This is a genomic window from Aeromicrobium sp. Root495 (assembly GCF_001426755.1).
In the GTDB taxonomy this organism is placed as follows: Bacteria; Actinomycetota; Actinomycetes; order Propionibacteriales; family Nocardioidaceae; genus Aeromicrobium.
On sequence record NZ_LMFJ01000003.1, the window covers coordinates 69776 to 94473 of the forward strand.

The following is a 24698-nucleotide window of genomic DNA, read 5'->3' on the forward strand; positions in this document are numbered from 1 at the left end:
CGCTGGCAGCCGAAGGATCGTGCTCAACCCAAGCGACTGTTAAGAGGACCTCAAGTCGCTCGGTGGGCGCGAAATGCGCCACTACTGTGGCGGCATGGTGCAGGTGCTGCTCGTGGAGGACGACGACGCGATCCGCTCCGCCCTGACACGCGGCCTGGCACAGCTGGGTCATGCGGTCACGGCGGCGCGTACCGGCGCCGAAGCCATCTCGTCCCTCTCCGCCAACCAGCCCGACGTGATCCTGCTCGACCTCGGCCTGCCCGACATCGACGGGACGGCTGTCCTCACCATGAGCCAGGCTCTCGGCTCCGCCCCCGTCATCGTCGCCACCGCCCGCGACGACGAGCGCGAGGTCGTCCGGCTGCTGCATGCCGGCGCCGACGACTACGTCGTCAAGCCGTTCTCGGCCGCGCAGATCGACGCACGCATCCGGGCCGTCCTGCGCCGTGCCACGCCACCCCCCGCGGAGGAGCGGACGCTCACCGTGGGCGGACTGAGCCTCGACCCCGTCGGGCACGCGGTGCACGTGGACGGCGTTGCCGTCGATCTCACCCGCAAGGAGTTCGACCTCCTGCACGTCCTCATGCAGCACACCGGCGAAGTGCTCTCGAAGCCCAAGATCCTGGCCGAGGTGTGGCAGCTTCCGTGGGGCGGCGCCGACCGGACCGTCGACGTCCACCTGTCCTGGCTGCGACGCAAGCTCGGGGAGTCGGCGGCGGAGCCGCGCTACATCGTGAGTGTCCGTGGGGTCGGCGTGAAGCTCGTGGCTCCGGAACCGTGGTGACGATTCCCGGCCTGGCGAGCCTGCGTGGCCGCGTGCTGCTCCTGGCCGTCGGGATCGCCGGTCTGGTGATCCTCCTGGCCGCGGTCCCCCTGGCGCTGCTCCTGCGATCTGCCGCCTACGACGACGCCGAGCGTGAGGCCACGTACGCGGCCCAGAACGTCTCCGACTACCTGAGCTCCGGCACGTACGACGACCAGGTCCTCGACCAGTACCTCAAGCGGGTCAATGGCCGCACGAGCTGGCCGGTGACGATCGTGATGTCCGACGGAGACGTCCTGGGCGCCGGTCTCTCCAGTGCAGCGCTGAAGTCGGCGACACGTGACGGCGGACGGGCCATCGACGCCGACGGCGACGGCGACCAGAGGGGCGACGGCGACGGCGACGCCGACAACCTCGGCTTCGTGAGCGACGCCCGCACGATCTCGGTGGACGACGGCCGGCTCGTCGAGATCCTGGCCGACGACGGGGATGGCCAGGCGCGTGTCGTGGCCTCGGTCGACAACTCGGTGATCTTCTCCTCGGTACGGACGCGGTACGCCCTGGTGGGGGTCGCAGCGCTCGGGCTGCTGCTGCTCGCGGGTGCGGCCGCCGAGGTCACCTCGCGCCGTCTGGTCCGACCGTTGCGTCGGACGGCGGACACGGCGGGTCGGTTGAGTGCCGGCGACCTCGCGGCTCGCGCACCGGAGGAAGGACCCGCTGAGGTCGCACAGGTCGCGGTCGAGCTCAACGCCCTGGCCGGTCGCATCGACGAGCTGCTCACCACGGAGCGCGAGTCGACCGCCGACCTCTCGCACCGGCTGCGAACCCCGCTCACGGCCGTCCGACTCGGCGTCGAGGCGCTTCCGGCGAGTGAACGCAAGGTCGAGCTCGAGCAGCACGTCGCGTCCTTGCAGCGCACTCTCACCCAGGTCATCCGCGCGGCCCGCCGACCGCAGCGCGAGGGCGTCCATCCGCGCGCAGACGCCGCGGCGGTGGTCCGCGAGCGCCTCGAGTTCTGGACCCCGCTGGCGGAGGACCAGGAGCGGGCGGTCACGGTCGACGTGGCCGGCGGGGAGTCCTGGGTCAGGTCTTCGGCCGACGACCTCGCGACCACGATCGACGCCTTGCTCGAGAACGTCATGGCCCACACACCTGAGGGCACACCCTTCGGGTTGCGGCTCGTCCCCGGGCCCGAGGACGTGGCGATCGAGGTGCACGACGACGGCCCGGGAATCCCTTCCGGCGCGATCTCGCGGGGGCAGAGCGACCGTGGCTCGAGTGGGCTCGGGCTCGACATCGCCCGGTCGACGACCGAGGCGGTCGGCGGAACGATCGAGGTGGGCCGTGTGGACGGGACCACGATGGTCCGAATCACCTTGCCCACGGCGGGGTCACCCCAGCACGGTGCTGACGGAGCTGCTCAACCGTGAGGGAGGCCGGTTCAGTCCGCGAGAAGCCCCAGCACGGCCCGGGCGACCTGGCCCTCGCTGAGACCGGCGCGAGCCGCCGCGTCGCGGAGGACCTTCCGCGCCGACCCTGACTCGATCCCGCGGGCGTGGACGAGGGCACCCACGGCGCGGTTGACCTGGTCGTACTCGTCGAGGTGGGTGGGACCGAGTCGGGCCTGCTCCCGGGTCCCGAAGGTGAGGTCGGCGTTGCGGACCGCCTCGGCGGCCGAGCTGCCCAGGGCCCGGGCGAGCACCTCGACCTGCTCGTCGAACGCGTGGGGCGTGGACGCGTACAGATTGATGCCGCCGACGACCTCGTCATCCTCGTTGAGCGGGATGGACATGGTGCTCCGGATGCCGACGGCCGCCGTCGCCTGGGCGTGCATCAGCCAGATGTCTTCGTCGAGAGCGAGGGCGTCGCCGGCTGGCGCGGTGATGATCTGGCGGGTCTCGACGGCGTCCAGGCAGGGCCCGCCGTCCAGGTACTGCACGGCGTCGAGGGCTGCGATCTCCTCGTCCGTGGCCACGAGGGTGAAGGTGATGCCGGTGTCGACCATGCAGACGCTCAGGCCCACGCACTCCGGGACGATCTGACGGATGAGGTCGCTCATCTCGCTGAGCTGGGCCAGGGTCCCCTCGTCGCCATAGGTGGCCAGGTCGTCCAGGACCTGCTGGGTCTCCTCGATCGGCTTCACGGTTCTCTTCTCCCTGCCGTGCGTGCGGTTCCACGCGACATGTACCCATCGGTGACCGGAATGATGCACGCACGACGTTCACGTCGCCGCGTTTGGCGATGGAGGGCGGGGGTACTTCCTGACGACCCCGCGCCGATCGGCTGTGGGCGGTGCTGGAAGGGCATGTCCATGAACCACGCTGACCACCGGCCCCCGCGGTGATCGATGTGTCGAACGGAGCCGGCGACCTGACCGGTGAGCTGCTCGAGGGCCGATACCTGCTGGGCAACGTCATCGGCTCGGGCGGCATGGGTGCGGTCTACGTGGCCGAGGACGTCCGCCTGGAGCGCAGGGTCGCCGTGAAGGTCCTCCGCGCCTCGCACGATCCCGTCTCGCGGTCCCGGATGCGGAGCGAGGCTCACCTTGCGGCCGGCATCCTCCACCCGGGGGTGGCCCAGGTCTTCGACTTCTCGGAGGAGAGCGCGACCCATCCCGGTACGTCCTTCATCGTGATGGAGCACGTCGATGGGCGGAGCCTCGCGGAGCTGCTGCGTGAGCAGGGGCCGATGTCACCCCACCAGGTGATGTCGGTGGTGGTCCAGGTGGCCGAGGCGCTGGCGGCCGCACACGCGGCCGGGGTCGTCCACCGCGACCTCAAGCCCGCCAACATCATGCTCACCGCGGCCGGTCGGACCGTGCTCGTCGACTTCGGCATCGCTCGCTCCGACGACAGCGAGCCGCTCACCGCGACCGGCGCGCTGGTGGGCACGGTGGACTACCTGAGCCCCGAGCAGGCGGCAGGCCGCGCGGCGACGCCTGCTTCGGACCTCTACGGCCTGGGCGTGGTGGCTCATCACTGCCTCAGCGGGACCTCCCCCTTCCGCAGGGAGAGCCAGGTGGCCACGGCGCTCGCCCACCTGAACGACGACCTGCCCGAGCTCCCGCCGTCGGTGCCGGCGGGGGTGACCGAGCTCGTGGCCCGTCTCACGACGAAGAGCCCGTACGACCGGCCTGCCGACGCCGCCGCCGTGGCCGCCGAGGCGGCCGAGGTCGGCGCCGACGCCTCGATCGACGTCCCCCCGGCACTCGCAGCCGTCCATCGACGGGCCGTTCTCGATCCCCAACGCACCGCGACGACGATGGCGCCGCTGCGCCATCGATCGCGACGGCGGACCGCCGTCTTCTCCGGCGTGGGTCTGGTGACCGCCCTGCTCGTCTTCGCCGGGGTGGACCAGCTTCGCGCCGAGCGACTGCCGGTGCCCGACGTCGTGGGACTCGACGTCGTCTCCGCCTCCAACCGCCTCGACGACGAGGGGATGGAAGTCCGGCGCAAGATCGTGGACCACCCGGGCTCGCCGGCCGGGCTCGTCGTGCGGCAGTCGCCCGCGGCCGGGACGGACCTGCCGGAGAGTGGCCGCGTCGCTGTGGTCGTCGCGTCCGGGAAGGTCGCGGTCGGTGCCCGGGGAGTCGTGGGCGCCGAGTTCGAGGCCGCCGCGGCGCGGCTCACGAAGCTGGGGCTGGTGGTCTCGCGCGTCGACGTCCCCCGGGCGACTGGGGTAGGCAAGGTCGTGTCGCTCGACAAGACCGGCCGTGTTCCCGACGGCGCGACCATCACGTTGGAGGTCGCCGTCGCCATGGCGCAGCCGACGGTGGTCAGCACCACGGGCTCGTCGCGGGCGACCGCGCAAGGTGAGGCGTCGAGCAGCAAGAAAGCCAAGCAGGGCAGCTCGAAGGGCAAGGCGAAGGGCAAGGGCAAGGGCCGGAAGAAGTAGCGCACCGTCTTCCGACGGCCTGCGCGATCGCACCCGGGGTGGTCACCGGTGCCAGGGCGACGACATGTGCTCGCCGTGCTCATGACGCTGTGTCCGCGCCTGGCCGAGGTCCCGTTCGACGTCGTCGGTCCGCGACCCGGGCTGCAGCGGATGCCCCCCGAGCCGCGCTGCGTGCTGGACGTCCGCGGTTGACCAGCAGCCGGAGGGGTACTCCTGCCGCATGACCATCAACACCCGAACCGTCAACGCGACGCCCGACCAGGTGTGGTCGGTGCTGGCCGACGGATGGCTGTACCCGCTGTGGGTCGTGGGAGCGTCCCGCATCCGCGGCGTCGACCCCTCCTGGCCCGAGCCCGGCAGTGCCATCCAGCACTCGGTGGGTGTCTGGCCCGCCCTCATCGACGACGAGACCGTCGTCCTGGAGTCCGTCCCCGGCCACCGCATCAAGCTTCGGGCGAAGGGCTGGCCGCTGGGGGAGGCCCACGTCGAGCTGGTGATCAGCGCGGTGGGCAGCCAGAGCGAGATCTCCATCGAGGAGGTCCCCACGGCGGGCCCCGGCGCCGTGGTGCCGCCTGCCCTCACGAGCCCGGCCATCAAGTGGCGCAACGTCGAGACGCTGCGCCGCCTGGCGTACGTCGTCGAGAACCGTCCGCAGCAGTGACGGCCCCCAGCCGTCCGCTCTGCCCGCCCGAGAACCGAACGAGGAGAAGCGCATGAAGGCACTGACCTGGCAAGGCACCGAGAACGTCTCGGTGGAGGAGGTCCCCGACCCCCGCATCGAGCACCCGAACGACGCGATCATCAAGGTGACGTCCACGGCCATCTGCGGCTCGGACCTGCACCTCTACAAGATCCTGGGACCGTACCTCCACCCCGGCGACGTCCTCGGGCACGAGACGATGGGCATCGTCGAGGAGGTCGGGCCCGACGCAGGCGACCTCAAGGTCGGCGACCGCGTCGTCGTGCCGTTCAACATCTCCTGCGGCCACTGCTGGATGTGCTCCCGCGGGCTGTTCGCGCAGTGTGAGACCACGCAGGTCACCAAGTACGGCAAGGGCGCCTCGCTCTTCGGCTACACCGACATGTACGGCGCCGTGCCTGGCGGCCAGGCCGAGTACCTGCGTGTCCCGCAGGCGCAGTTCGGACCCGTCAAGGTGCCGGAGGGGGTCTCGGACGAGCGGTACCTCTACGTCTCCGACGTCCTGCCCACCGCGTGGCAGGCCTTCGCCTTCGCCGACGTCTCGGAGGGTCAGACCCTCGCCGTGTTCGGTCTCGGCCCGATCGGCCAGATGACGGCCCGCATCGCCAAGAACGCCGGCGTCCGCGTGATCGGCATCGACCGCGTCCCCGAGCGCCTCGACCTGGCGCAGTCCTGGGGCTTCGAGGTGATCGACCTCGACGAGGTCGACGACGTCGCCTCCGCGGTCCTCGACCTCACGCAGGGACGTGGCGCCGACGGGACCGTCGACGCCGTGGGCATGGAGTCGCACGGCAACCCCGTGGCCGAGAAGGCCATCTCGGCGGCCGGTCTCCTGCCCGACAAGGTGGCCAAGCCCGTCATCGACCGGCTCGCGATCGACCGTCTGGAAGCACTGACCACGGCCATCAAGTCGGTGCGCCGCGGCGGCACCGTCTCGGTGAGCGGCGTGTACGGCGGCGAGGTCGACCCCATGCCGCTCATGGAGATGTTCGACCGCGGCATCACGATGCGCCTGGGCCAGTGCCACGTGAAGCGCTGGACCGACGACATCGCGAAGGTCCTGGAGCAGGACGCCGACGTCCTCGGCACGGAGTCGCTCGCGACGCACCGTCTGCCGCTCAGCGAGGCGCCGGGCGCCTACTCGATGTTCCAGAAGAAGCAGGACGGCTGCATCAAGGTCGTGCTGAAGCCGTGACGTCCGAGCCGAAGGTCGTCCTCGTCACGGGGGCGTCGAGCGGCATCGGGCGAGCAGCAGTGGTCCAGGCCGCTGCGGCCGGTCACCACGTCGTGCTGGTGGCTCGGGGGCGCAACGCCCTCGAGTCCGCAGCGGACGAGGCGCGTGCAGCCGGCGCCGCCTCCGTCCTCGTGGTTCCTGCCGACGTCGGCTCGGACGCCGAGGTGGCGAGCTGCTTCGCCGAGGTCAGCACTCGCCACGGAGGTCTGGACGCAGTGATCCACGCGGCCGGTGTGGTGGCGTACGGACGGACCGAGGAGGTCCCGCCCGACGTCTTCGAGGGCGTGCTGCGCACCAACGTCGTCGGCTCGGTCAACGTCTCCCGGCACGCGGTCCGCTGGTTCCGTGAGCAGGAGCACGGGACGCTCGTCCTCATCGGATCGGTCATCGGCCACATCGCCGTCCCGACCATGAGTCCCTACGTCGTGAGCAAGTGGGGCGTGCGAGCCCTCGCGCGCCAGCTCCAGATCGAGAACCGCGACCTGCGGCACGTGCACGTCTCCTACGTCGCCCCGGGCGGGGTCGACACGCCCATCTACCAGCAGGCCGCCACGTACGACGGGTTCCTGGGGCGTCCCCCGCCGCCGGTGGACTCGCCGGAGAAGGTGGCCGGCGCCGCACTGCGGCAGCTGCGCCACAGCAGGAAGCGCACCCAGGTCGGCCTCGCCAACGGCGTGATGCGCTTCGGCTTCAGCGCGATGCCGGGCGTGTTCGACGTGCTGGTCGGCCCGCTCTTCCGGCTGGCCGCCCTCGACGGGACCCGTCCGGTGGAGCCGACGCCGGGCAACGTCCTGGAGTCGCAGGAGTCGCGCAACGCCCTGCGCGGCACGGCGAGCGGGCTGGTGCGGGGTGTCGCCGCCAACGTGAAGGCGGGGCTCAGCGGCAGCAGGTCGAGCCGATGACGCACGACGCAGTGGTCATCGGGGCCGGACCCAACGGCCTCGTGGCCGCGAACCACCTGGTCGACCAGGGCTGGTCGGTCCTGGTGCTCGAGGCACAGGAGGACGTGGGCGGAGCGGTCAAGAGCGCCCGCGACGTGCACCCGGACTTCGTGCACGACACCTTCAGTGCCTTCTACCCGCTCGCGCACGCCTCGCCGACCATCCGGTCCTTCGACCTCGAGGAGCACGGACTCGTCTGGCGCCATGCTCCGGCGGTGCTCGGTCATCCGGAGCTCGACGGCAGCTGGGCCGTGCTGCACCGCGACCGCACCATCACCGCCGACCTCTTCGACCAGGCCTGGCCTGGCGACGGCGACGCCTGGATCGCCCTGTGTGAGCAGTGGGACAAGATCGGCGACCAGATGGTCAAGGCGCTGCTCTCGCCCTTCCCGCCGGTCCGCCACGGCGTGGGTGCCCTGGCCCGGCTGCGCAGCGTGGGCGGCCTGGACTTCGTGAAGACCCTGCTCACCCCCGCCAGCGAGGTGGGCCGCTCGCGGTTCGGAGGCGTGGGTCCCCGGCTCGTCATCGCCGGCAACGCCGGTCACGCCGACATCCCGCTGAACGCGCCCGGCTCCGGCCTCATGGGCATCCTGATGTCGATGCTGGGCCAGACCGTCGGGTTCCCCGTGCCGGAGGGCGGCGCGGGAGAGCTCACGCAGGCGCTGAGGCGTCGACTCGAGTCCCTCGGGGGAGAGGTCCGTTGCGGAGCCGAGGTCACCCGGGTCGAGGTCGTCGACCGGCGGGCCACGGCCGTCGTCACGGCCGACGGCGAGCGGTACGCGGCCCGTCACGCGGTGGTGGCCGACGTCGTCGCACCGCACCTGTTCGGCGGCCTTGTGGCCCTCGAGGACCTGCCCGAGCGGACGGCCCGCAGCATGAGGTCGTTCGAGATCGACCCGTCCACCGTGAAGGTGGACTGGGCGCTCGACGGCCCCGTGCCGTGGGCCAGCGCTCCACCCCATGCCGTGGGGACGTTCCACGTGGCCGACTCGGTCGAGCAGATGACGGAGGCGCACGGCCAGGTGGCCGGACGCGTCATCCCGGCCGCACCGTTCATGCTCGCTGGCCAGATGACGACCTCCGACCCCACCCGGTCACCGGCCGGCACCGAGTCCCTCTGGGCCTACACGCACGTGCCGCAGCAGGCCGTGGCCGACGCCGGGCCCGACGGTCTGCGCGGCGTCTGGGACCGCAACGAGTGCGAACGCTTCGCCGACCGCATGCAGGCACGTATCGAGCGGCTCGCGCCCGGGTTCGGCAGCAGGATCATCGCGCGTCGGGTCCTCGGACCGCACGAGCTCGAGGCCCGCGACGCCAACCTGCTCGGCGGTGCCATCAACGGCGGCACGTCGCAGCTCCACCAGGAGCTGATCTTCCGCCCGGTCCCCGGGATGGGACGGGCCGAGACGTCGATCCGCGGCCTCTACCTGGGCTCCGCCTCGGCGCACCCTGGCGGCGGTGTCCACGGGGCACCGGGCATGAACGCGGCCCGCGCAGCCCTCGCCCACACCCGGGTCCGTCGGCTCACGGGCGGCCTGCTGCGCTGACCGGTGCGTCGCGCTGCAGACGGCGTCGAGACCTCAGAGCACGTCGTCGCCGCGCACCATCGCGACCAGCGGCCCGGTGGGGGCGGAGGCGTACACGAGAGTCGCGGCGGGCTCGACCTCGGCGACCGCCTGGTCGATGAGGGCCTGCTCGCGCGGACCTGCGCACTCGGCCACCACGAAGGCGTCGGGTCCGCTGGCTGCCCCGAGGACCGTGAGGTCGCTCGTGCCAACGCCGGTCAACCGCTGCAGGATGCGCTGCTGGGACGCGTGCGTCGGCGCCTGGTAGATGAGGACCAGCCAGGAGGCCGATCGCTGGGACGTGGTGCTGGAGAGCTCGTGCATGAGAAGTCTCTCGGGAGAAGTCGACGCGCTGCCGGCTGCTCGACAGACCGGCCACGAGGGCCCACGTCACGACGAGAGGCCACGTGCTCAGGCCCTCAGGTCGATCCCTCGACAGTACGTCGCTGACGTCGGGGACGCCAGCCCGGCCGCGCAGGAGCTCGCGCTCGCCGTCGCGTCCCGGGCGAGGTCCATCGATCGAGGAGGTTGCTAGCGTCGATCCCATGCTCGCGCTCCTCCCGCCGTCCGTGGACCTGCACGCCTCCTGGCTCCGAGCGCGAGCCGAGTGGCCCACGGGCCACCAGGACGGTTCGGGGCTGCGCCCCGACGACCTCGTCGAGACGCCCGAGGGGTTCTCGAGCTGGCTCGACCGTCTCCGCCGTGAGGCCGACGGCGAGACGAGACCGGGATCCGGTCAGGTGCCCTCCACCCGCTGGTGGATCGTCGAGGAGAGCGAGTACCTCGGGGTCATCGAGCTACGTCACGAGCTGACCCCGGCGATGATCGACGGCGTGGGACACGTCGGGTACAGCGTCCGCCCCAGTGCTCGCGGGCGCGGCGTGGCCACCTGGGCCCTGCGCGAGACCCTTCCCCACGCCTGGTCGCTCGGCCTGCCGAGCGTCCTGGTGACCTGCGACGAGGGGAACGAGGCCTCGGCTCGCACGATCGAGCGCAACGGGGGCGTCCTGGAGGACGTCCGTGACACGGCTCGCGGCCGGAAGCGGCGCTACTGGATCAGCGGTCCCGAGCCGCGACCGCGCCTCTAGCCGCCCCCGCTCGCGAAGGTCTGTCAGGCAGCGGCTGTTGTACGTTGGCCGGGTCGGGAGGCTGCACCGTCAGCGGCTCATGCGGTCGGTGGATCGCATCGATCTGATCCGTGTGGGGGTCTCCGGCCGAGAGGCGACCAAGGGGGACGTGTGACTTCTGACGACCGGTTGACCGCGGCTGTCGAGCGCGTGGGGGGTGGTGAGGGCGTCGAGATACGCGCCTTCCCGGAGACCCCGACGCCTTGGGCCTCCACCTTCGCGGTGTCCTGGCCAGGGTCCGGCCAGCGCTGTGTCGTCCGACTGATCAGGCCTGACCTGGCAGAGTCAGACGTCGTCGCCACCGAGTTCGCGGCCGCAGCGTTGCTCGGCGACCGAGGGATCGGTCCGGCCGTGCTCGTGAGCGACGTCGACGCCGGGATGCTCGTGATGGAGCAGGTCGACGGTGAGCCGTCACGCCCGGCGTCGGTCGAGCAAGCCGTCTCGCTGGCGCAGGTGCTGAGGCAGCTGCACGGGATCGAGTGGGACCACGATGCACGGCTCCACGTGGCGCGCCGCGACGCTGCCAACGACGTCACTCTCAGCCTCGTCTCGCAGACCCCCCGTCTGGGCCTGTACGGCGAGGCGGTCGCGAGCTTCGACCGCGTTCGAGCGGCGCTGAGGTCGCTTCAGGTGCCCGACGCGCTCTGCCACAACGACCTCAACCCGGGCAACGTCCTGTTCGACGACTCGCGAGCCTGGCTGATCGACTTCGACCACCTCGGGCACGGCGACCCCCTGTTCGACGTCGCCACGGTGTTCCTCTCGCTCGACATCACGGGACCGGCTCGGACGGCCTTCCTGGAGCAGTACTTCGGACGTGAGGCCAGCGCCGAGGAGACCGCCCGCCTGCAGCTGCTGTCATGCCTCGTGCTGCTTCGCTACGGGATCAGCGCGCTGTCCATCGTTCCCGAGCATCTTCGATCGCGGATGTCCTCCTGGAGGGACGACGAGGTCGGCGAGCCGTTCGTCTTCGCCCGACCCGAGGGCGAGGAGCTGGGCTGGTCCGTGTTCCGCCTGAGCCTGGCCTTCGCCTCTGGCGGCCTCGCCCGTCTCGCGAGTCCTGAGACGGCCCGCGCGGCGGAGGTCCTCGGCCTCAGCGACCTCGTCGCCCCACGGCTGACATGACCCTGATCGTGGCCACTCTCGGGCCAGGGACGGCGACAGCCGACGATTGGCGCGCGGTGCTGCTGGCCGGCGCCGACGTGCTGCGTTTCACCGCATCCAAGAGCTCGGTGGAGGACCTGGCGGCTCAGGCGATCCAGGTCAGGGCGACAGCGGCGTCGATGTCCCTCGATCCCGAGCTCGTGCTCGACCTCCCTGGTTCCAAGCCACGCCTGGCGAACACGGAGCTCCTCGACCTGGGGGCGGTCTCCACGCTCGACCTCCTCCGCGATCCGGCGCCCCAGGGAGCGTCACCGGGAGGGCCGCGGATCGGCGTCACCGGCCTCGGCCCCAGCGCGCGCCTGGAACGAGGCGATGTCCTCCTGGTGGGTGACGGGGAGGACGCCCTCGAGGTGGTCGAGGTGCTGACCGATGGCTGGCGGGTGCGCCCGCTGACGACCGGGACGATGGGGCCACGCCGCGGGCTCGCCTGGCCCAACGAGAGCGTGCGCAACGAGTCGCTCACCGAGCGCGACCTGGCGGCCCTTCGCCTGCTGCCCTCCTCGCCGTTCGACGCGGCGGTGATCTCCTTCGTCGAGTCCGCCGAGACCATGATGACGGCGCGACGAGCGCTGGGACCTGTGGTCGAGGGCACGCCCCGCCGACTCGTGGCCAAGATCGAGAGCCGCGCGGGCATCCTGGCCCTCGACGCGGTCGCCGAGGCCTCCGACGCCATCCTGATCGGCAGGGGTGACCTGCTGCTCGACTCCGGCGTGCTGGACCTGCATCAGCTGGTCGACGGGGTGCTGGCGCGCATCGGCGAGCTGCCGTGCCCGGTCGTCGTCGGGACGCAGCTGCTCACCTCGCTGCAGGACGGCTGGCTCCCACACCGGTCCGAGCTGTCGTTCGTGTGTGACGCGATGAGTCGGGGCGTCTCCGGCTTGATGCTGGCGGAGGAGACAGCCGCGAGCCGCGAGCCGGCGCGCGCCGTCGAGCTGCTCGACGCCTTGCGTGGGCGGTACTCGACCGCGTCGCGTGCTCCGCTCCTCGGACGCGTGGAGCGGTCGTGGTGACGGCTTCACTCACCCGTGGGGTGGCGCTCGACGGACTGGAGTACAGCGGCAAGACCGCCTTGGCCGAGGCCCTGGGGAGCGCGCTGGAGGAGCGAGGGCACCCTGTCTCCCGAGCCCACGGCACCATGACCGATGACGACCTCGTCGCACGTCTGCACAGCGACCAGGTGGCCATCTTCGCGGAGCGCCACGACCGCGCCTTCGACGATCCCGATCTCTGGAGCCAGTTCAACAGTGTTCGCTCGGCCCAGCTCATGATCGACGCGGCGCGGTTGCCCGCCCGACCGTCGAGGGACCGGATCCACGTGCAGGATCGCTACTGGCTCACGCAGCACTGCTTCAACCGCCAGATGACGCCCGGTCGGGGCTTCCTCGGAGACGACTGGATCGAGCGGAGCGCCCCACGCTTCACCCTGCAGGTCTGGGTGACGTGCTCACCGGAGACGCGACGTCTTCGGGCCGCGGAGCGTGGCCCGAAGCACGCGATCAATGCCTTCCTGGTGCGGCACCTCGACGAGGTCATCGAGCTGGACAGGGTGTTCTGCGAGCATCTGGTCGCGAGCGGCCAAGGACGCGTCGTGAGCTCCGAGGGCCGAGCTCCCCGCGAGCTGGCTCGGGCTGTGCTGGCCGAGTTCGACGCCGCCGATCGAGGTGCGCCGTGACCACGCCGGGACGAGGTCCCGGAGTCGAGGATCGCAGCGACCGGTGGTGCGTCGTGGGAGCGGGGCCGGCAGGACTGGCCACAGCGAAGAACCTGGGCGATGCCGACATCCCGTACGACGTCGTGGATCGCCACGACAGCCCGGGAGGCGTCTGGCGCTACGGGGAGCCGGGCAGCACGGTCTATGCCTCCACCACCATGATCTCCTCACGTCGGCTCATCGAGTTCCGCGGCTTCGCCATGCCGGCGGACTGGCGTGACTACCCGACGCACCGCGAGGCACTGTCCTACCTGGTGGCCTACGCCGACCACTTCCGCATCACCCCGAACCTGGAGCTCGGTCGAGGCGTCGCGTCGGTCCGTCGTTGCGACGACGGCTGGCTGGTGGTCCTCTCGGACGGGACCCAGCGGCTCTACCGCGGCATCGTGCTGGCCACGGGTCATCACTGGGACCCACGTTCGCCGGATCACCCCGGGACCTTCGACGGCACGGTGCTCCACTCCGGGGACTATCGGACGCCCGCGATGCTGGCCGGTCTGCGCGTGCTGGTGGTGGGCGGCGGGAACTCCGGGAGCGACATCGCCGTGGAGTCGGCCCGGATCGCCGACCGCACCTTCCAGTCGCTGCGACACGGCTACCACTACCTGCCCAAGTACTTCTGGGGAAAGCCGATCGACGAGATCCTGGCCGCGATGGAGCGATGGAGGTTCCCCGCCGGCGTCCGGCGTCTCGTGTGCTCGTTCATCAGTCGTGCCGCGTTCGGCGACCCGTCGTCGTTCGGACTGCCCCGGCCCTCACGCCGGATGCTGGAGGGCCGGGTGGTCCTGAACTCCGAGCTGGTGCACCAGGTGGCGAGCGGTGCGGTGACGCCCAAGCCCGGCGTGTCGCGTCTTGACGGTCGTCAGGTGCACTTCGACGACGGGACGGTCGAGGACGTCGACGTCATCGTCCACGCGACGGGCTTCCATGCATCGGTGGGCGTCGACGACGGAGGGTTGGGGCTGGGAACCACCATGCACCTGCACCTGGTGGACGAGCGTCACGACGGCGTCTTCTACGCAGGGCACATCCAGCCGAGCGGGGGCACCTGGCAGCTCTTCGACGACCAGGGCGCCATCATCGCGAAGATCATCGCGTCCTGCTCGAGGGACGGCCGACCGTCGAAGCCGGTGCGAGCAGTGCTGGCGGCCTACGGTCCGAGCGACTACCTACCGCCTGAAGCCGGGCGCCGCGGCGATCCGCTGCGCGTCGACCTCTATCGGTATGCCGCGTTGCTGCGCCGACTCGTCCGCGAGCTCAGTGCGGACGACGGCCTGCGCCGGGACGTTGCGCCGTGAGGCCGACGACCCGATGAGCCCGTCAGTCGCGCACCCGTGCGAGGGACATGCCGTCGGCGATGGGCAACATCATGACGTCCACCCTCTCGTCGCGCGCGAGACGATCGTTGAAGTCGATGATCGCCTCGTCCACGTCGCTGCTGGGGTGAAGGACACGTCCACTGCGGAAGACGTTGTCGAAGGCCATCACGCCGCCGGGCCGCATGCGGCCGACGAGCTCCTCGAAGTAGCCCCAGTACGCCGGCTTGTCGGCGTCGACGAAGGCGAAGTCGACGTCTGCCGCGACAGGCAGGGAGCGCAGGGTCTCGATCGCCGGCGCGATGCGCAGGTCGATGAGGTGGTCCACGCCGGCGGCCCGCCAGGCGTCCTGGGCGATCTCGGTCCAGTCGTCGGTGACGTCGCAGCAGATGAGCTCCCCGCCGGGCCTGAGTCCCCGGGCGATGGCCAGGGCCGACATCCCGGTGAAGGTCCCGACCTCGACGACGCGGCGCGCCTGGAGCATCTGCACCAGCAGGGTCAGGAAGCCGCTCTGCTCCGGAGCGGTCTGCCAGTGAGCGACCTCCTCGAACTGCGCAGTGCGCTCGGAGATCTGGTCCTGGATCGGGTCGGAGGGCATGCTGTGCGCCATCATGTAGGCGTGCAGCTCTGCCGGGATCAACAGCTCGCTCTGCTTCATTGCGTTCCCCCACGGTCGCGTCGAACGGCCCGCCGCGGCCGGGCCGGATCGGTCCGTGCGGTGAGGCCAGGACATCGATTGTGCCTCAGGTCCACTGAAACAGGGCGTCGGGGAGCGTGCGCATGAGCACCCCCGAGCCGATCGAGACGGACGTCCTGGTGGTGGGCAGCGGACCGGCCGGCGCCACGGCCGCGTCGCTGCTGGCCACCTACGGCGTCAGCACGACGATGATCAGCAAGTACGGCTGGGTGGCCAACAGTCCGCGTGCTCACATCACGAACCAGCGGACCATGGAGGTCATGCGCGACCTGGGGGTGGAGGCAGAGCTCCTGGAACGGGGGACGCCGCAGACCCAGATGGCTGAGAACGTCTTCTGCACCAGCCTGGTGGGCACCGAGATCGCAAGGCTCAGGGCGTGGGGCACCGACGACTCCCGCCTCAGCGACTACGTGGAGTCGAGCCCCTGCGCCATGCTCGACCTTCCGCAGCCGTACCTGGAGCCGGTACTCGTCAGCACGGCGGCGAGCCGTGGGGCCACCGTCCGGTTCGACACCGAGCTCCTCTCGTTCACGCAGGACTCCGAGGGCGTCACGGCTCTCGTGCGCGACCGTGTCCGAGGCGATGAGCAGCTGGTCCGGTGCCGCTACCTGATCGGGGCCGACGGCGCCACCAGCCGCGTGGCGGAACAGCTCGGCCTGCCCTTCGAGGGTCGGCTCGCCACCGGTGGAAGCATCAACATCGTCTTCTCGGCCGACCTGAGCCGTTACGTCGAGCACCGCCCGGGAGTCCTGTACTGGGTCCTTCGGCCCGGCGAAGGTGTCGGCGGGGTCGGGATGGGCGTCCTCCGCATGGTGCGTCCGTGGAACCGGTGGATGGCGGTCTGGGGCTACGACATCACCGGGGAGCGCCCGGTCATGGACGATGCGGCCGCCCGCGCGATCGTGCACGAGCTGCTCGGCGACCGGGGCATCGAGGTCGTCATCGAGTCGGCCTCGGTCTGGAGCGTGAACGAGAGCAGTGCGAGCCGGTACTCGGACGGGCGGGTCTTCTGTGCCGGCGACGCGGTCCACCGGCACTCCCCTGCCAACGGTCTCGGCTCCAACACCTCGGCCCAGGACAGCTACAACCTGGCCTGGAAGCTCGCCGCCGTGATCAAGGGCGTCGCTGGGCCTGGGCTCCTGGACACCTACGACGCCGAGCGGGTGCCGGTGGGTCAGCAGGTCGTCGAGCGGGCGAGCCGCAGCGCCTCCGACTTCGGGCAGCTCTTCAACGCCCTGGGGCTCGGCGACGGGAAGGCCTCGGCGCGGCTCGAGGACGGACTCGACGCCTTGCAGGTGCCGGACGCGGCGGGAGCGGCCCGTCGCCGCGCCCTCGCGCGAGCCGTCGAGCTGAAGCACGACGAGTTCAGCGCCCATGGTGTCGAGATGAATCAGCGGTACACCTCGTCCGCCGTGATCCCCGCGGACGACGGCCCAGAGGTCTGGGCTCGCGATTCTGAGCTCTACCACCAGGCATCGACGAGGCCCGGGGCCAAGCTGCCCCACGTCTGGCTCACCGATCTCGAGGGGCGACGGATCTCCACCCTGGACCTCGTCGGGAAGGGTGCCTTCACCCTGATGACGGGACTGTCAGGGGTGGTGTGGGACGGCGCGGCGCAGAGCTGTGGCGAGGTGCTGGGTCTGAAGCCCCGCGTGGCTCGCATCGGGGTCACGGCGCTCGACGTCTACGGCACCTGGTCCCGTGTCACCCAGCACATGGACGAGGCCGGGGCCCTCCTGGTCCGCCCTGACGGGCAGGTCGCGTGGCGACACGACAGCGCGGTGACCGACGTCCAGGAGGCGTCTACGCTTCTGGTCCAGGCGCTGGGGACCATTCTGCACCGACCGAGTGCCTCACCGAGCTGACGACGGACGCACACCACAGGGGGAAGCTGCGATGGAGACCGAAGACTGGCTGCGGCCGCTGCGTGAGCGCGGCCTGATCCCTGACGACGTCCTCGCGGCCTTCGTCGTCGGGTCCGCGGCCCGGGGCTGGCACAACAGCCGGAGCGACTTCGACATCTACGTCGTGTCGCCGTCCGACCGGGAGAGCGAGTCGAGCCGTTCAATCTCGATGCCGCTCAATCCCCCTCACATCCGCAGCGAGATGTTCTACGAGGACGCTCGTCGATGGGAGGTCACCTACTGGCTCGACGCGCAGATCGACCAGATGCTGACGAAGGTCTCCTGGGACCACTACGACAGCGACGTGATGGCCGGCGGCGTGCTCACGCCACGAGAGGAGGTGTCACTCGCCCGCGTGAGTGACTGCCTGCCTCTCCTGGGCCAGGACTGGCTCGCAGCCCGGCGCCAGCAGTTCCATGACTCCGCGTTCCGCTCGTTCGTCGTGGCCAGGTCGTTGGAGGCGGCCGACGGTGCGGTGGAGGACGCGTTGGGCCAGCTTGAGGCGGGGAACGCGGAGAGCGCGACCATCTCGGCACGCCTGGCCTTCGGGCACACGATCGACGCGCTCCTCGAGAGCCATGGCGAGTACGGCAGCCACATGCCCAAGTGGCGTCCGCACAAGTACCGCATCGCCGAGCCGTCCGTCCTTGCCTTCGATGACTACTGGGCGTACGAGACCATGCGCGGCCTCGACCCCTCAGACCCGGCGCCGTGGATCACCGCAGTGCTCACCCTCTGCCAAGACATCGCTATGACGGTGGAGACCCGATGACCGCCCTGGGGCGACCGGGCCCGCAGGACGTCCCGCGCCGCGTGCTCGGGATCAAGATCCGCAAGGTCTCCGGCGACCTCGTGATCGGTGTCGCCGACCAGGCGCTCCACCTGACGGACTCGGCCCGGCTGTTGTTCAGCACGCTCGACGGACGGCGCACCGTCACCGACGTCTCGCAGGCGCTGGTGCTCGAGTACGGTCTCGACGAGACCGAGGCCCTGGAGGACACCACGTCGTTCCTCGGCGATCTCGGCGCACAGGGCATCGTCGCCTGGTAGACACCCCGGCGGCCCGAGGAGCCGGCGCGTATTCTGATACAGACGATGTGATCGACGTGACCCTCGGGGGGTCCTGATCGGGGGGCACATGGACGCGCCGACGACCGCGGACGCCGGAGGGAACGACCTGGTGGCGGACCGAGCCACCGAGCCGCCCCGATCCAACAGTGGTGGTTTTCGGGTGCGGGATGCTCGTGCCCGCGTGGAGCCGACGTCGGTCGCCGAGGTGAGTCGCCTGGTGCAAGAGGTGGCGGACGACCCGGCGGGTCTGCATGTCCACGCCATCAGCTCCGGCAAGAACTGGGGCTTCGGATCGGCGGAGCCGGTGACCGACGGCGCGCTCGTCATGGACCTCCGACGCCTCGACGCCATCCGGGTCCTCGACACCGACGCCGGTGTCTGCGTCGTGGAGCCAGGGGTCAGTCAGGGACGGCTCGCCCAGGAGCTGGTCGGATCGGGGTTCCTCCTCAACGTCACGGCCTCGGCCTCCGCCACGAGCGTCGTCGGCAACATCCTCGAGCGGGGGGTCGGGCTGCGTCGCCAACGGTCCGAGGACGTCATTGGGCTCGAGGTGGTCCTCGCCGACGGCACCGTCGCCAAGGTGGGTCGCTGGCCGCGCGAAGGTGCCCGCACCACGCCGTACGACCACGTGCCTGGCCCGGGCACGGTCCAGCTCTTCGCGCAGTCGAGCCTGGCTGTGGTGACGGCGGCGGTCGTGCGACTGATCCCCGACACCGAGGAGCTGAGGGTGGTCCGTCTGCGCTTCACGCGCGACCACCTCGAGGCCGCCCTCACGCATCTCAAGGGTTGGCACGCCGATCGACTCGTGGCGGGAGTCATCAAGGTGTTCGACACGTCGGCCGTGACGGCCTATGGCGGGGACAGCCCACCGACCTATCAGGTCTACCTGCCCGTGGCCGGACGAGCCGCAGTGGTCGCGGTCATCACGGAGCTGATCGAGCAGGAGGCCACGGCCGAAGGCACCTTCGAGGAGGTCGACGTCCTCGACCCCGACCAGCCCGTCGGATCGGTGGCCGAGCAGGCTGCCCTGCGCGGGTACGCCGGCGACCCTTCGGCCAACGACGCCATGGTGCGAGCCATCTTCGACACCCCGCTCGACGAGGTCGACGTCCGAGGCCGCGACGGATGGCTGTTCTGCGTCCCGGTCGCCCCGCTCGCGCCCTCGGCCCTGGTCGAGGTGGTCGACATCATCCAGGTCGCGTCGGCCCGCTTCGGCCAGATCGTGGTCGGGCACACCCTGAACGTCCTGCCCTCCGGATGGGTCGACGTCGTGGTGTCCATCAGGTTCGAACGCTCGACGGAGCACGTCGCGGTCGCTCACCTGCTCCTCGACGAGCTGCACGTCGCCTTCACGGAGCACGGCTTCCCGCCCTACCGGCTCGACATCGACCACATGGACGATGCAGCCGGGCTCCGGGGCGACGCCGGCCAGGAGGAGGTCCTCGACCGCATCAAGCAGGCGCTGGACCCCCAGGGCGTCCTGGCGCGGGGTCGTTATGCCTGAGGTCGACGCGGTGCATCCTCGCCACCTCATCTCCGTCCGAGACCTCGACGTCGCCACCATCACGTCGATCTTCGAGGCCGCCACCGCCTTGGGCGCCATGGCACCGGAGGACCGCAGCCGGATCCTTCGCGGACGCCTGTTGACCGTCCTGTTCTTCCAGCCCAGCACCCGCACCAGGATCGGCTTCGAGTCCGCGGGCCTCAAGCTGGGCGCCACCGTGAGCGGGTTCTCCGATCCCTCCACCACGCGCTCGGTCGACTACATCGGCGAGTCGCTCGAGGACACCATCCGGGTCATCGCCGAGCTGGGGGACATGATCGTCCTGCGGCACTTCGTCTCCGGGGCGGCCCGACACGCAGCAGCCGTCTCCTCCGTCCCGGTCATCAACGGAGGTGACGGGACCAACGAGCACCCCACCCAGGCGCTGAGCGACGCATGGACCATGGCCAACCGGCTCGGATCGGTCGAGGGTGCTGTGGTCGGCATCGTCGGCGACCCCGGCACCAGGGTCCACCGCTCCCTCATCCAGATCCTGGCCCTGCTGGGGGTCGCCAAGATCCTGCTCCTCGTGCCGCCCAGCGCGCCGCTGCGGATCGGTGGGTCGATGGGGATCACCCACTGCACGGTGCCGGCCGACATCGTGGCCACGCTCAAGGCCGCGAAGGTTCCCTACGAGTTCTGCTCCGACGTGCGCGACATGCTGGCCGAGGCCGATGCGATCGAGATGATGCCGGTCTCGATCCCTGGCCTGGAGTCGGACCCTCGGTCCTTGTCCAAGGGCGAGAACGTGACTCCCGAGCAGTACAGGGTCACCGCCCAGAAGATCCGAGCCACCGGCTCGCGGGCCCTGATCATGCATCCGGGTCCTCGCAGCGACGAGATGCACCCCGATGTCGACGACCTGCCCAACGGCCTGTTCTTCGACCAGGTCCGCGACTCGCTGCAGATGCGGATGGCAGCGCTGACCTACGTGTGCGGGGCAGGTCCGTACTCCCGACCGAGCTGAACTCCAGGAGGATTGCTGATGCACGTCCACGAAGCAGCCCAGCACGAAGTCGTCGTCGAGCCGCTCGGGTTCGCCGAGATCGGTGACCGGGTGCGCTCGCTGGCACCCCGGATCGCCGCCTCTCGCGAGGAGATCGACGCGGGCCGACACCTCCCGGCGACGCTCGTCGCCGAGCTGAGGGAGACGGGGATCTTCCGGGCCACCATGCCCGCGTCGATGGGCGGGCCGGAGCTGTCCTCGATGGAGCAGGTCGAGCTCATCGAGCAGCTGTCGGTCGTCGATGCGTCGGTGGGTTGGTGCGCCATGATCGGCATGGACTCCGGGGTCTATGCGGCCCACCTCCAGCCCGGCGTCGCCGCTGAGATCTTCCCGCGTCTCGACATGGTCACGGCCGGCTGGGTGCCTCCCATGGGGCGGGCACATGAGGAGGGCGACCACTACCGGGTCGAGGGCCACTGGCGTTTCGGGTCCGGGTGCACCCACGCCGACGTCATGGCAGCGGGGTGCACCGTCTACCGCGACGGGGAGCCGCTCCTCGACGCGCGCGGCACTCCGGTGTGGCGCGTCATGCTGGCCGACCCTTCGCAGTACGAGATCGTCGACACGTGGCACACCACCGGCCTGGCCGGCACGGGAAGCCGGGACTACACGACCACAGGGATCGACGTCCCGCGTGAGCACTCGGTCTCGTTCGCCGAGCCCGTGCTGGACACTCCGCTCTACCGGCGCAGCGATGTCATCCTGCGCAAGATGTCGGGCGTTCCGCTGGGGGTCATGCGAGGGTCCATCGACTACGTGCACGGTCTGCTCGACTCCAAGACCGACGGGTCCACGACCTGGCGGAGGTCGGCGAGTGTCCAGACTGTGCTGGCCGAGTGCGAGATGCGACTCTCGGCGGCCCGCTCGTACGTCTTCGCGACGGTCGAGGCCCAGTGGAGCAGGCTCGAGGCGGACGAGCCCATGACGCCGCACGAGCGGGCCAACGCCGCCCTGGCTCGCTTCAACGCGTTCCGCACGGCGCGCGAGGTCACCCTGACCCTCTACGACCTGGTCGGTGGTGAGTCCATCTATCGGCACAAGACCCCGCTGGACCGCAACATGCGCGACATGGTCACGGCCTGCGAGCACGTGGTCGGACAGCGCAAGATCCAGCAGTGGGCCGGTCAGCTCCTGACCGGCAACGAGCCGACCACTCCGTTCATCTGAGGACCGAGGCAACCCCGTGACGACTGATGACGACCTGCGCCTGAGCCTGAGGTCCGACCTCGCCGGCCTCGCGGACGCGATCCGCACCTCCGACACCTTGCTGGCCGTGGGATCGGTGGTGAGCGGACTCGCCAGCAGCTCGACCCACCTCGATCTCCTCCTCATCGGACCGGGCGCGCCGGCCAAGAGCGTCGCGGCGTCCGTGGCCGGGCTTCGCTCGGGCTCTTACGTCCTGGCATCGGGCCAGTCCGTCACGGTGCGCTTCTGCAGCACGCAGGAGCTCGCCCCGGTTCGCGACGTGGTGATGCACTTCGCCGAGGCCATGGTGGAGCCGTCGGCGTGGGCCAACATCCCGTCGCTCGACCACCCCACCCACGTGCTCCTGCACGAGGTCCGCAACGGGATCACGATCGCCCACGAGTCGATCGCGCAGGCCTGGCGTGAGGCGCTGTACGTGGACCAGCTGCCCACCTATCTGGCCTCGACCCACCTGCTGCGACACCTCGACCGCCGCGAGAACGTCGAGCAGCAGCTCGTGGACCAGCACCTGGAGTCGGCGCAGTGGATGCTGCGCGAGTCGCTCCAGGACCTGCTGGCCGCCCTGCTGGCCTCGATCGGCGAGACCAATCCGCACCGACGCTGGCACCTGCGCCTCGCGCGACGTCATCAGGAGGTGCTGGGTCACGACCTCGTGGACCGTCTCGTGAAGGCGCTGTGCGTCTGGCACGACGTCGACGAGGAGGCCGAGGTCCGGGCCGCTCTCGAGCTGGCCGACGAGGTGCGGCGCGACATCGTCGAGCGCATCCCGGGTCTCCGGGTGCTGAGCCTCGCGGTGGAGCGGTGACCAGCCTGGTCGCCACCGTGGGACCTGCGATGCGCGAGGTCGGACAGCTGTACGACGCCATCGGCGCAGGCGCCACCTCGTTCCGGTTCTCGGCGTCTAAGTTCGAGCTCGCCGAGCTCCTCGAGATGGCTCGCGACGCCTCGGCAGCGGCTGCGCGGGCCGGGGTCGCCGTCGACCTCTGGATCGACCTGCCGGGAACCAAGACGCGGCTGACGAGCGACGAGCCCCTCGACCTCGGGTCGGCCGACTCGGTCCGCCTCCTCTACGACGTGGAGCCCTCGGCCGGGCGTCGTGAGGTCCGCGTCTCCGACTCCTTGTTCGGCCGCCGTGTCCAGGTGGGCGACGTCGTGGTCTGGGGAGACGGGGAGGACGCGGGCCGCGTGGTGGCGGCCACCCCTCAGCACTGCGACGTCGTTCCTCTGACGCGTGGTGTCGTGGGGCCGCGCAAGGGGATCGCCGTGGCGGGGGTGCCCCAGCCGCACGTGGCTCTGACCCCTGACGACGAGACCGCCCTGTCGGCGCTGAGCAGCTCCCCGTTCACCGGCGCGATCGTGTCGTTCGTCGAGTCGTCGGCCACGGTCGAGCGGGCCCGGGGTCTCATGGTCGCCGGCGGTGGGACGGCCGGTGCGGTCATCGCCAAGATCGAGACGGCAGCCGGCGTGGCGGCGGCCCGTGAGATCGCCCGTGCCGCCGACGGCGTGCTGCTCGGTCGGGGAGACCTGCTGCTGGAGACCGGCGAGCTCGAGTTCCACGCGGCGTGCGTCGAGGTGGTCCGGGCGTGCAAGGACGAGGGCAGGCCGCTGATCGTCGGCACTCAGCTCCTCTCGAGCCTGGCCCACTCCTGGTTGCCGCACCGGTCGGAGCTGGCCTACATCTCCTCCTTGGTGGAGCAGGGCGTGGAGGGCTTCATGCTGGCCACGGAGACGACGATCGCATCGTCCCCGGAGCGTGCCATCTCCACGCTCGCGGCTCTCGTCTCCCGGTACGGGGGGACGCCGTTGCGTCCGATGTTCGCCGGATGAGTCAGCTGTTCGACGCGACGTCCCGGCCGCGGGCAGGGGGACGCGCGTCATGATCTCCCTCAGGTTGGATGAAGAGGCTCTCCGAGGCACGACCGTCGTCGTCAGCCCCTTCGTCCAGACGATCGAGGCGCTGGCGTTGCTGGGGCGGCACGGCGACGAAGCCCCGCCACCTCACACCCGGTGGGCGCGTCGGACCCGTAGCCAGGTGGGGGCCCGTCGGTGGCGCCAGCTCGTGCAGGTCGGCGCACACCTGCAGGACCCGCCCATCCCGTCGAGCCTGGCGCCGGCCGAGGCGGTCGCTGCAACAGACCTCGACAGCGCCCTGGCAGCGGTGGGCCCGGCCGCGGCGGAACTCGAGCTCGGTCGGGGAGACTTCATCGATGCTGTCGTCACGCTGCACGAGGTCGCCATCGCGCCGGTGTGGCCGGAGCTCAGGCGGCTGCTCGACGCCGAGGCCCAGCGCTGTCAGCAGGTCCTCGCCCACGGTCACGGCGAAGAACTTCTCCACACGTTGGAGAGCAGGCTGAGGTGGGCTTCGCCCGTGCTGAGCATCCCCACGGCAGTCTCGATCCCCCAGGGCGACTTCGTGGCGTCGGGCCTCACCGTCGGTCCGACGGCCTTCACGCGGGGGGCGCACCTGCTCACGGTGGACGACCGGTGTGGCGCCCTCCTCACCTTTCCGGCGCGAGGGGCCGGATCGCTGCCGCTGTGCTCGACCACGCCGACCGGAGGATCGCGACCTGACCGTCTCGCCATCCTGATCGGGTCCGGGCGTGCCACCGTGCTGCGCACCCTCGTGGAGCCGTCCACCACGACCGAGCTGTCGGCTCGGCTGGCGCTCGCTCCCAGCACGGTGTCGCAGCACCTGAGCTCCTTGGCGGAGGCGGGCGTCATCGCCAAGGGCCGCGAAGGACGGCGTGTCCTCTACCAGCTCACGGCCGATGGATTCGAGCTGCTGCGCCGTCTGGCGTGAGGTGCGGCGCAGAGATTCGGCCCATGCCGAATGTGTGGCATCCGGTGCGACCTCTG

At 70.6% G+C, this 24698-nt stretch carries 24 protein-coding genes; 21 read left to right on the plus strand and 3 right to left on the minus strand.

Going from position 1 to position 24698, the window contains the following annotated elements:
• Positions 1-94 precede the first annotated feature (94 nt).
• Both ASD11_RS17420 and ASD11_RS17425 read left to right on the plus strand, forming a co-directional pair.
• Positions 95-784, plus strand: a complete 690-nt coding sequence (locus tag ASD11_RS17420) for a response regulator transcription factor (RefSeq protein WP_056290807.1) — start codon at positions 95-97, stop codon at positions 782-784.
• Positions 778-2193: a sensor histidine kinase gene (locus tag ASD11_RS17425; protein WP_156464875.1), complete on the plus strand. Its 1416-nt coding sequence runs from the start codon at positions 778-780 to the stop codon at positions 2191-2193. Before ASD11_RS17420 ends, ASD11_RS17425 begins: the two co-directional genes overlap by 7 nt.
• A gap of 11 nt (positions 2194-2204) precedes the next feature.
• Here the strand turns inward: ASD11_RS17425 and ASD11_RS17430 are convergent, their stop codons facing one another.
• Complete coding sequence (locus ASD11_RS17430) at positions 2205-2906, minus strand: GAF domain-containing protein (protein WP_056290679.1); 702 nt, start codon at positions 2904-2906, stop codon at positions 2205-2207.
• 197 nt (positions 2907-3103) lie between these two features.
• Here ASD11_RS17430 and ASD11_RS17435 point away from each other — a divergent pair, with 197 nt between their 5' ends.
• From ASD11_RS17435 to ASD11_RS17455, 5 genes are all read left to right on the plus strand, one after another.
• The gene (locus tag ASD11_RS17435) at positions 3104-4657 is read left to right on the plus strand and encodes a protein kinase domain-containing protein (protein WP_056290682.1); all 1554 of its coding nucleotides are present in this window, start codon (positions 3104-3106) and stop codon (positions 4655-4657) included.
• A gap of 220 nt (positions 4658-4877) precedes the next feature.
• Positions 4878-5318, plus strand: coding sequence for an SRPBCC family protein (locus tag ASD11_RS17440; protein WP_056290690.1), 441 nt, complete (start codon positions 4878-4880; stop codon positions 5316-5318).
• A gap of 52 nt (positions 5319-5370) precedes the next feature.
• On the plus strand, positions 5371-6552 hold the full coding sequence (locus ASD11_RS17445) for a zinc-dependent alcohol dehydrogenase (protein WP_056290692.1): 1182 nt from the start codon (positions 5371-5373) through the stop codon (positions 6550-6552).
• Positions 6549-7493 (plus strand): SDR family NAD(P)-dependent oxidoreductase, encoded by a 945-nt coding sequence (locus tag ASD11_RS17450; RefSeq protein ID WP_156464876.1) that lies wholly within the window; start codon positions 6549-6551, stop codon positions 7491-7493. Before ASD11_RS17445 ends, ASD11_RS17450 begins: the two co-directional genes overlap by 4 nt.
• On the plus strand, positions 7490-9079 hold the full coding sequence (locus ASD11_RS17455) for a phytoene desaturase family protein (protein ID WP_056290699.1): 1590 nt from the start codon (positions 7490-7492) through the stop codon (positions 9077-9079). Before ASD11_RS17450 ends, ASD11_RS17455 begins: the two co-directional genes overlap by 4 nt.
• Positions 9080-9112: 33 nt before the next feature.
• On the opposite strand, the gene ASD11_RS17460 is transcribed toward ASD11_RS17455, so the two are convergent.
• Positions 9113-9421 (minus strand): hypothetical protein, encoded by a 309-nt coding sequence (locus ASD11_RS17460; RefSeq protein ID WP_056290702.1) that lies wholly within the window; start codon positions 9419-9421, stop codon positions 9113-9115.
• A gap of 221 nt (positions 9422-9642) precedes the next feature.
• Here ASD11_RS17460 and ASD11_RS17465 point away from each other — a divergent pair, with 221 nt between their 5' ends.
• From ASD11_RS17465 to ASD11_RS17485, 5 genes are all read left to right on the plus strand, one after another.
• Positions 9643-10185, plus strand: a complete 543-nt coding sequence (locus ASD11_RS17465) for a GNAT family N-acetyltransferase (protein ID WP_056290704.1) — start codon at positions 9643-9645, stop codon at positions 10183-10185.
• Positions 10186-10335: 150 nt separating this feature from the next.
• Positions 10336-11349 (plus strand): phosphotransferase, encoded by a 1014-nt coding sequence (locus tag ASD11_RS17470; RefSeq protein ID WP_082554552.1) that lies wholly within the window; start codon positions 10336-10338, stop codon positions 11347-11349.
• Positions 11346-12398, plus strand: a complete 1053-nt coding sequence (locus tag ASD11_RS17475; protein WP_082554553.1) for a pyruvate kinase — start codon at positions 11346-11348, stop codon at positions 12396-12398. Before ASD11_RS17470 ends, ASD11_RS17475 begins: the two co-directional genes overlap by 4 nt.
• The gene (locus tag ASD11_RS18425; protein ID WP_162246516.1) at positions 12392-13060 is read left to right on the plus strand and encodes a hypothetical protein; all 669 of its coding nucleotides are present in this window, start codon (positions 12392-12394) and stop codon (positions 13058-13060) included. The genes ASD11_RS17475 and ASD11_RS18425 overlap by 7 nt, the downstream gene beginning before the upstream one ends.
• Complete coding sequence (locus ASD11_RS17485; protein ID WP_056290714.1) at positions 13057-14397, plus strand: flavin-containing monooxygenase; 1341 nt, start codon at positions 13057-13059, stop codon at positions 14395-14397. Before ASD11_RS18425 ends, ASD11_RS17485 begins: the two co-directional genes overlap by 4 nt.
• A 22-nt stretch (positions 14398-14419) precedes the next feature.
• On the opposite strand, the gene ASD11_RS17490 is transcribed toward ASD11_RS17485, so the two are convergent.
• A complete protein-coding gene (locus ASD11_RS17490; protein ID WP_056290716.1) occupies positions 14420-15073 on the minus strand; it encodes an O-methyltransferase in 654 nt (217 codons plus the stop codon).
• A gap of 122 nt (positions 15074-15195) precedes the next feature.
• Here ASD11_RS17490 and ASD11_RS17495 point away from each other — a divergent pair, with 122 nt between their 5' ends.
• The 9 genes from ASD11_RS17495 to ASD11_RS17535 all read left to right on the plus strand — a co-directional run bounded on the left by ASD11_RS17495 (position 15196) and on the right by ASD11_RS17535 (position 24642).
• On the plus strand, positions 15196-16977 hold the full coding sequence (locus ASD11_RS17495; RefSeq protein WP_056290719.1) for an FAD-dependent oxidoreductase: 1782 nt from the start codon (positions 15196-15198) through the stop codon (positions 16975-16977).
• A 31-nt stretch (positions 16978-17008) separates the two neighbouring features.
• Positions 17009-17788, plus strand: a complete 780-nt coding sequence (locus ASD11_RS17500; RefSeq protein WP_056290721.1) for a nucleotidyltransferase domain-containing protein — start codon at positions 17009-17011, stop codon at positions 17786-17788.
• Positions 17785-18066, plus strand: coding sequence for a PqqD family protein (locus ASD11_RS17505; protein ID WP_056290724.1), 282 nt, complete (start codon positions 17785-17787; stop codon positions 18064-18066). Before ASD11_RS17500 ends, ASD11_RS17505 begins: the two co-directional genes overlap by 4 nt.
• A 202-nt stretch (positions 18067-18268) precedes the next feature.
• Complete coding sequence (locus tag ASD11_RS17510; RefSeq protein ID WP_056290726.1) at positions 18269-19591, plus strand: FAD-binding oxidoreductase; 1323 nt, start codon at positions 18269-18271, stop codon at positions 19589-19591.
• A gap of 10 nt (positions 19592-19601) precedes the next feature.
• Complete coding sequence (locus tag ASD11_RS17515) at positions 19602-20597, plus strand: aspartate/ornithine carbamoyltransferase family protein (RefSeq protein WP_235503404.1); 996 nt, start codon at positions 19602-19604, stop codon at positions 20595-20597.
• 18 nt (positions 20598-20615) lie between these two features.
• Entirely contained in the window at positions 20616-21803 is a 1188-nt protein-coding gene (locus ASD11_RS17520; RefSeq protein ID WP_056290730.1) for an acyl-CoA dehydrogenase family protein, read from the plus strand.
• Positions 21804-21819: 16 nt separating this feature from the next.
• Entirely contained in the window at positions 21820-22647 is an 828-nt protein-coding gene (locus tag ASD11_RS17525) for a hypothetical protein (protein WP_056290733.1), read from the plus strand.
• Positions 22644-23669 (plus strand): pyruvate kinase, encoded by a 1026-nt coding sequence (locus ASD11_RS17530; protein WP_056290736.1) that lies wholly within the window; start codon positions 22644-22646, stop codon positions 23667-23669. The genes ASD11_RS17525 and ASD11_RS17530 overlap by 4 nt, the downstream gene beginning before the upstream one ends.
• A gap of 49 nt (positions 23670-23718) precedes the next feature.
• Complete coding sequence (locus ASD11_RS17535; protein WP_056290739.1) at positions 23719-24642, plus strand: ArsR/SmtB family transcription factor; 924 nt, start codon at positions 23719-23721, stop codon at positions 24640-24642.
• The last annotated feature ends 56 nt before the right edge of the window (positions 24643-24698 follow it).

Coding starts and splice junctions, on each gene's coding strand:
- ASD11_RS17420 (WP_056290807.1), top strand. CDS start 95: ATGGTGCAGGTGCTGCTCGTGGAGGACGACGACGCGATCCGCTCCGCC.
- ASD11_RS17440 (WP_056290690.1), top strand. CDS start 4,878: ATGACCATCAACACCCGAACCGTCAACGCGACGCCCGACCAGGTGTGG.
- ASD11_RS17445 (WP_056290692.1), top strand. CDS start 5,371: ATGAAGGCACTGACCTGGCAAGGCACCGAGAACGTCTCGGTGGAGGAG.
- ASD11_RS17455 (WP_056290699.1), top strand. CDS start 7,490: ATGACGCACGACGCAGTGGTCATCGGGGCCGGACCCAACGGCCTCGTG.
- ASD11_RS17460 (WP_056290702.1), bottom strand. CDS start 9,421: ATGCACGAGCTCTCCAGCACCACGTCCCAGCGATCGGCCTCCTGGCTG.
- ASD11_RS17465 (WP_056290704.1), top strand. CDS start 9,643: ATGCTCGCGCTCCTCCCGCCGTCCGTGGACCTGCACGCCTCCTGGCTC.
- ASD11_RS17475 (WP_082554553.1), top strand. CDS start 11,346: ATGACCCTGATCGTGGCCACTCTCGGGCCAGGGACGGCGACAGCCGAC.
- ASD11_RS17490 (WP_056290716.1), bottom strand. CDS start 15,073: ATGAAGCAGAGCGAGCTGTTGATCCCGGCAGAGCTGCACGCCTACATG.
- ASD11_RS17495 (WP_056290719.1), top strand. CDS start 15,196: ATGAGCACCCCCGAGCCGATCGAGACGGACGTCCTGGTGGTGGGCAGC.
- ASD11_RS17500 (WP_056290721.1), top strand. CDS start 17,009: ATGGAGACCGAAGACTGGCTGCGGCCGCTGCGTGAGCGCGGCCTGATC.
- ASD11_RS17505 (WP_056290724.1), top strand. CDS start 17,785: ATGACCGCCCTGGGGCGACCGGGCCCGCAGGACGTCCCGCGCCGCGTG.
- ASD11_RS17520 (WP_056290730.1), top strand. CDS start 20,616: ATGCACGTCCACGAAGCAGCCCAGCACGAAGTCGTCGTCGAGCCGCTC.
- ASD11_RS17535 (WP_056290739.1), top strand. CDS start 23,719: ATGATCTCCCTCAGGTTGGATGAAGAGGCTCTCCGAGGCACGACCGTC.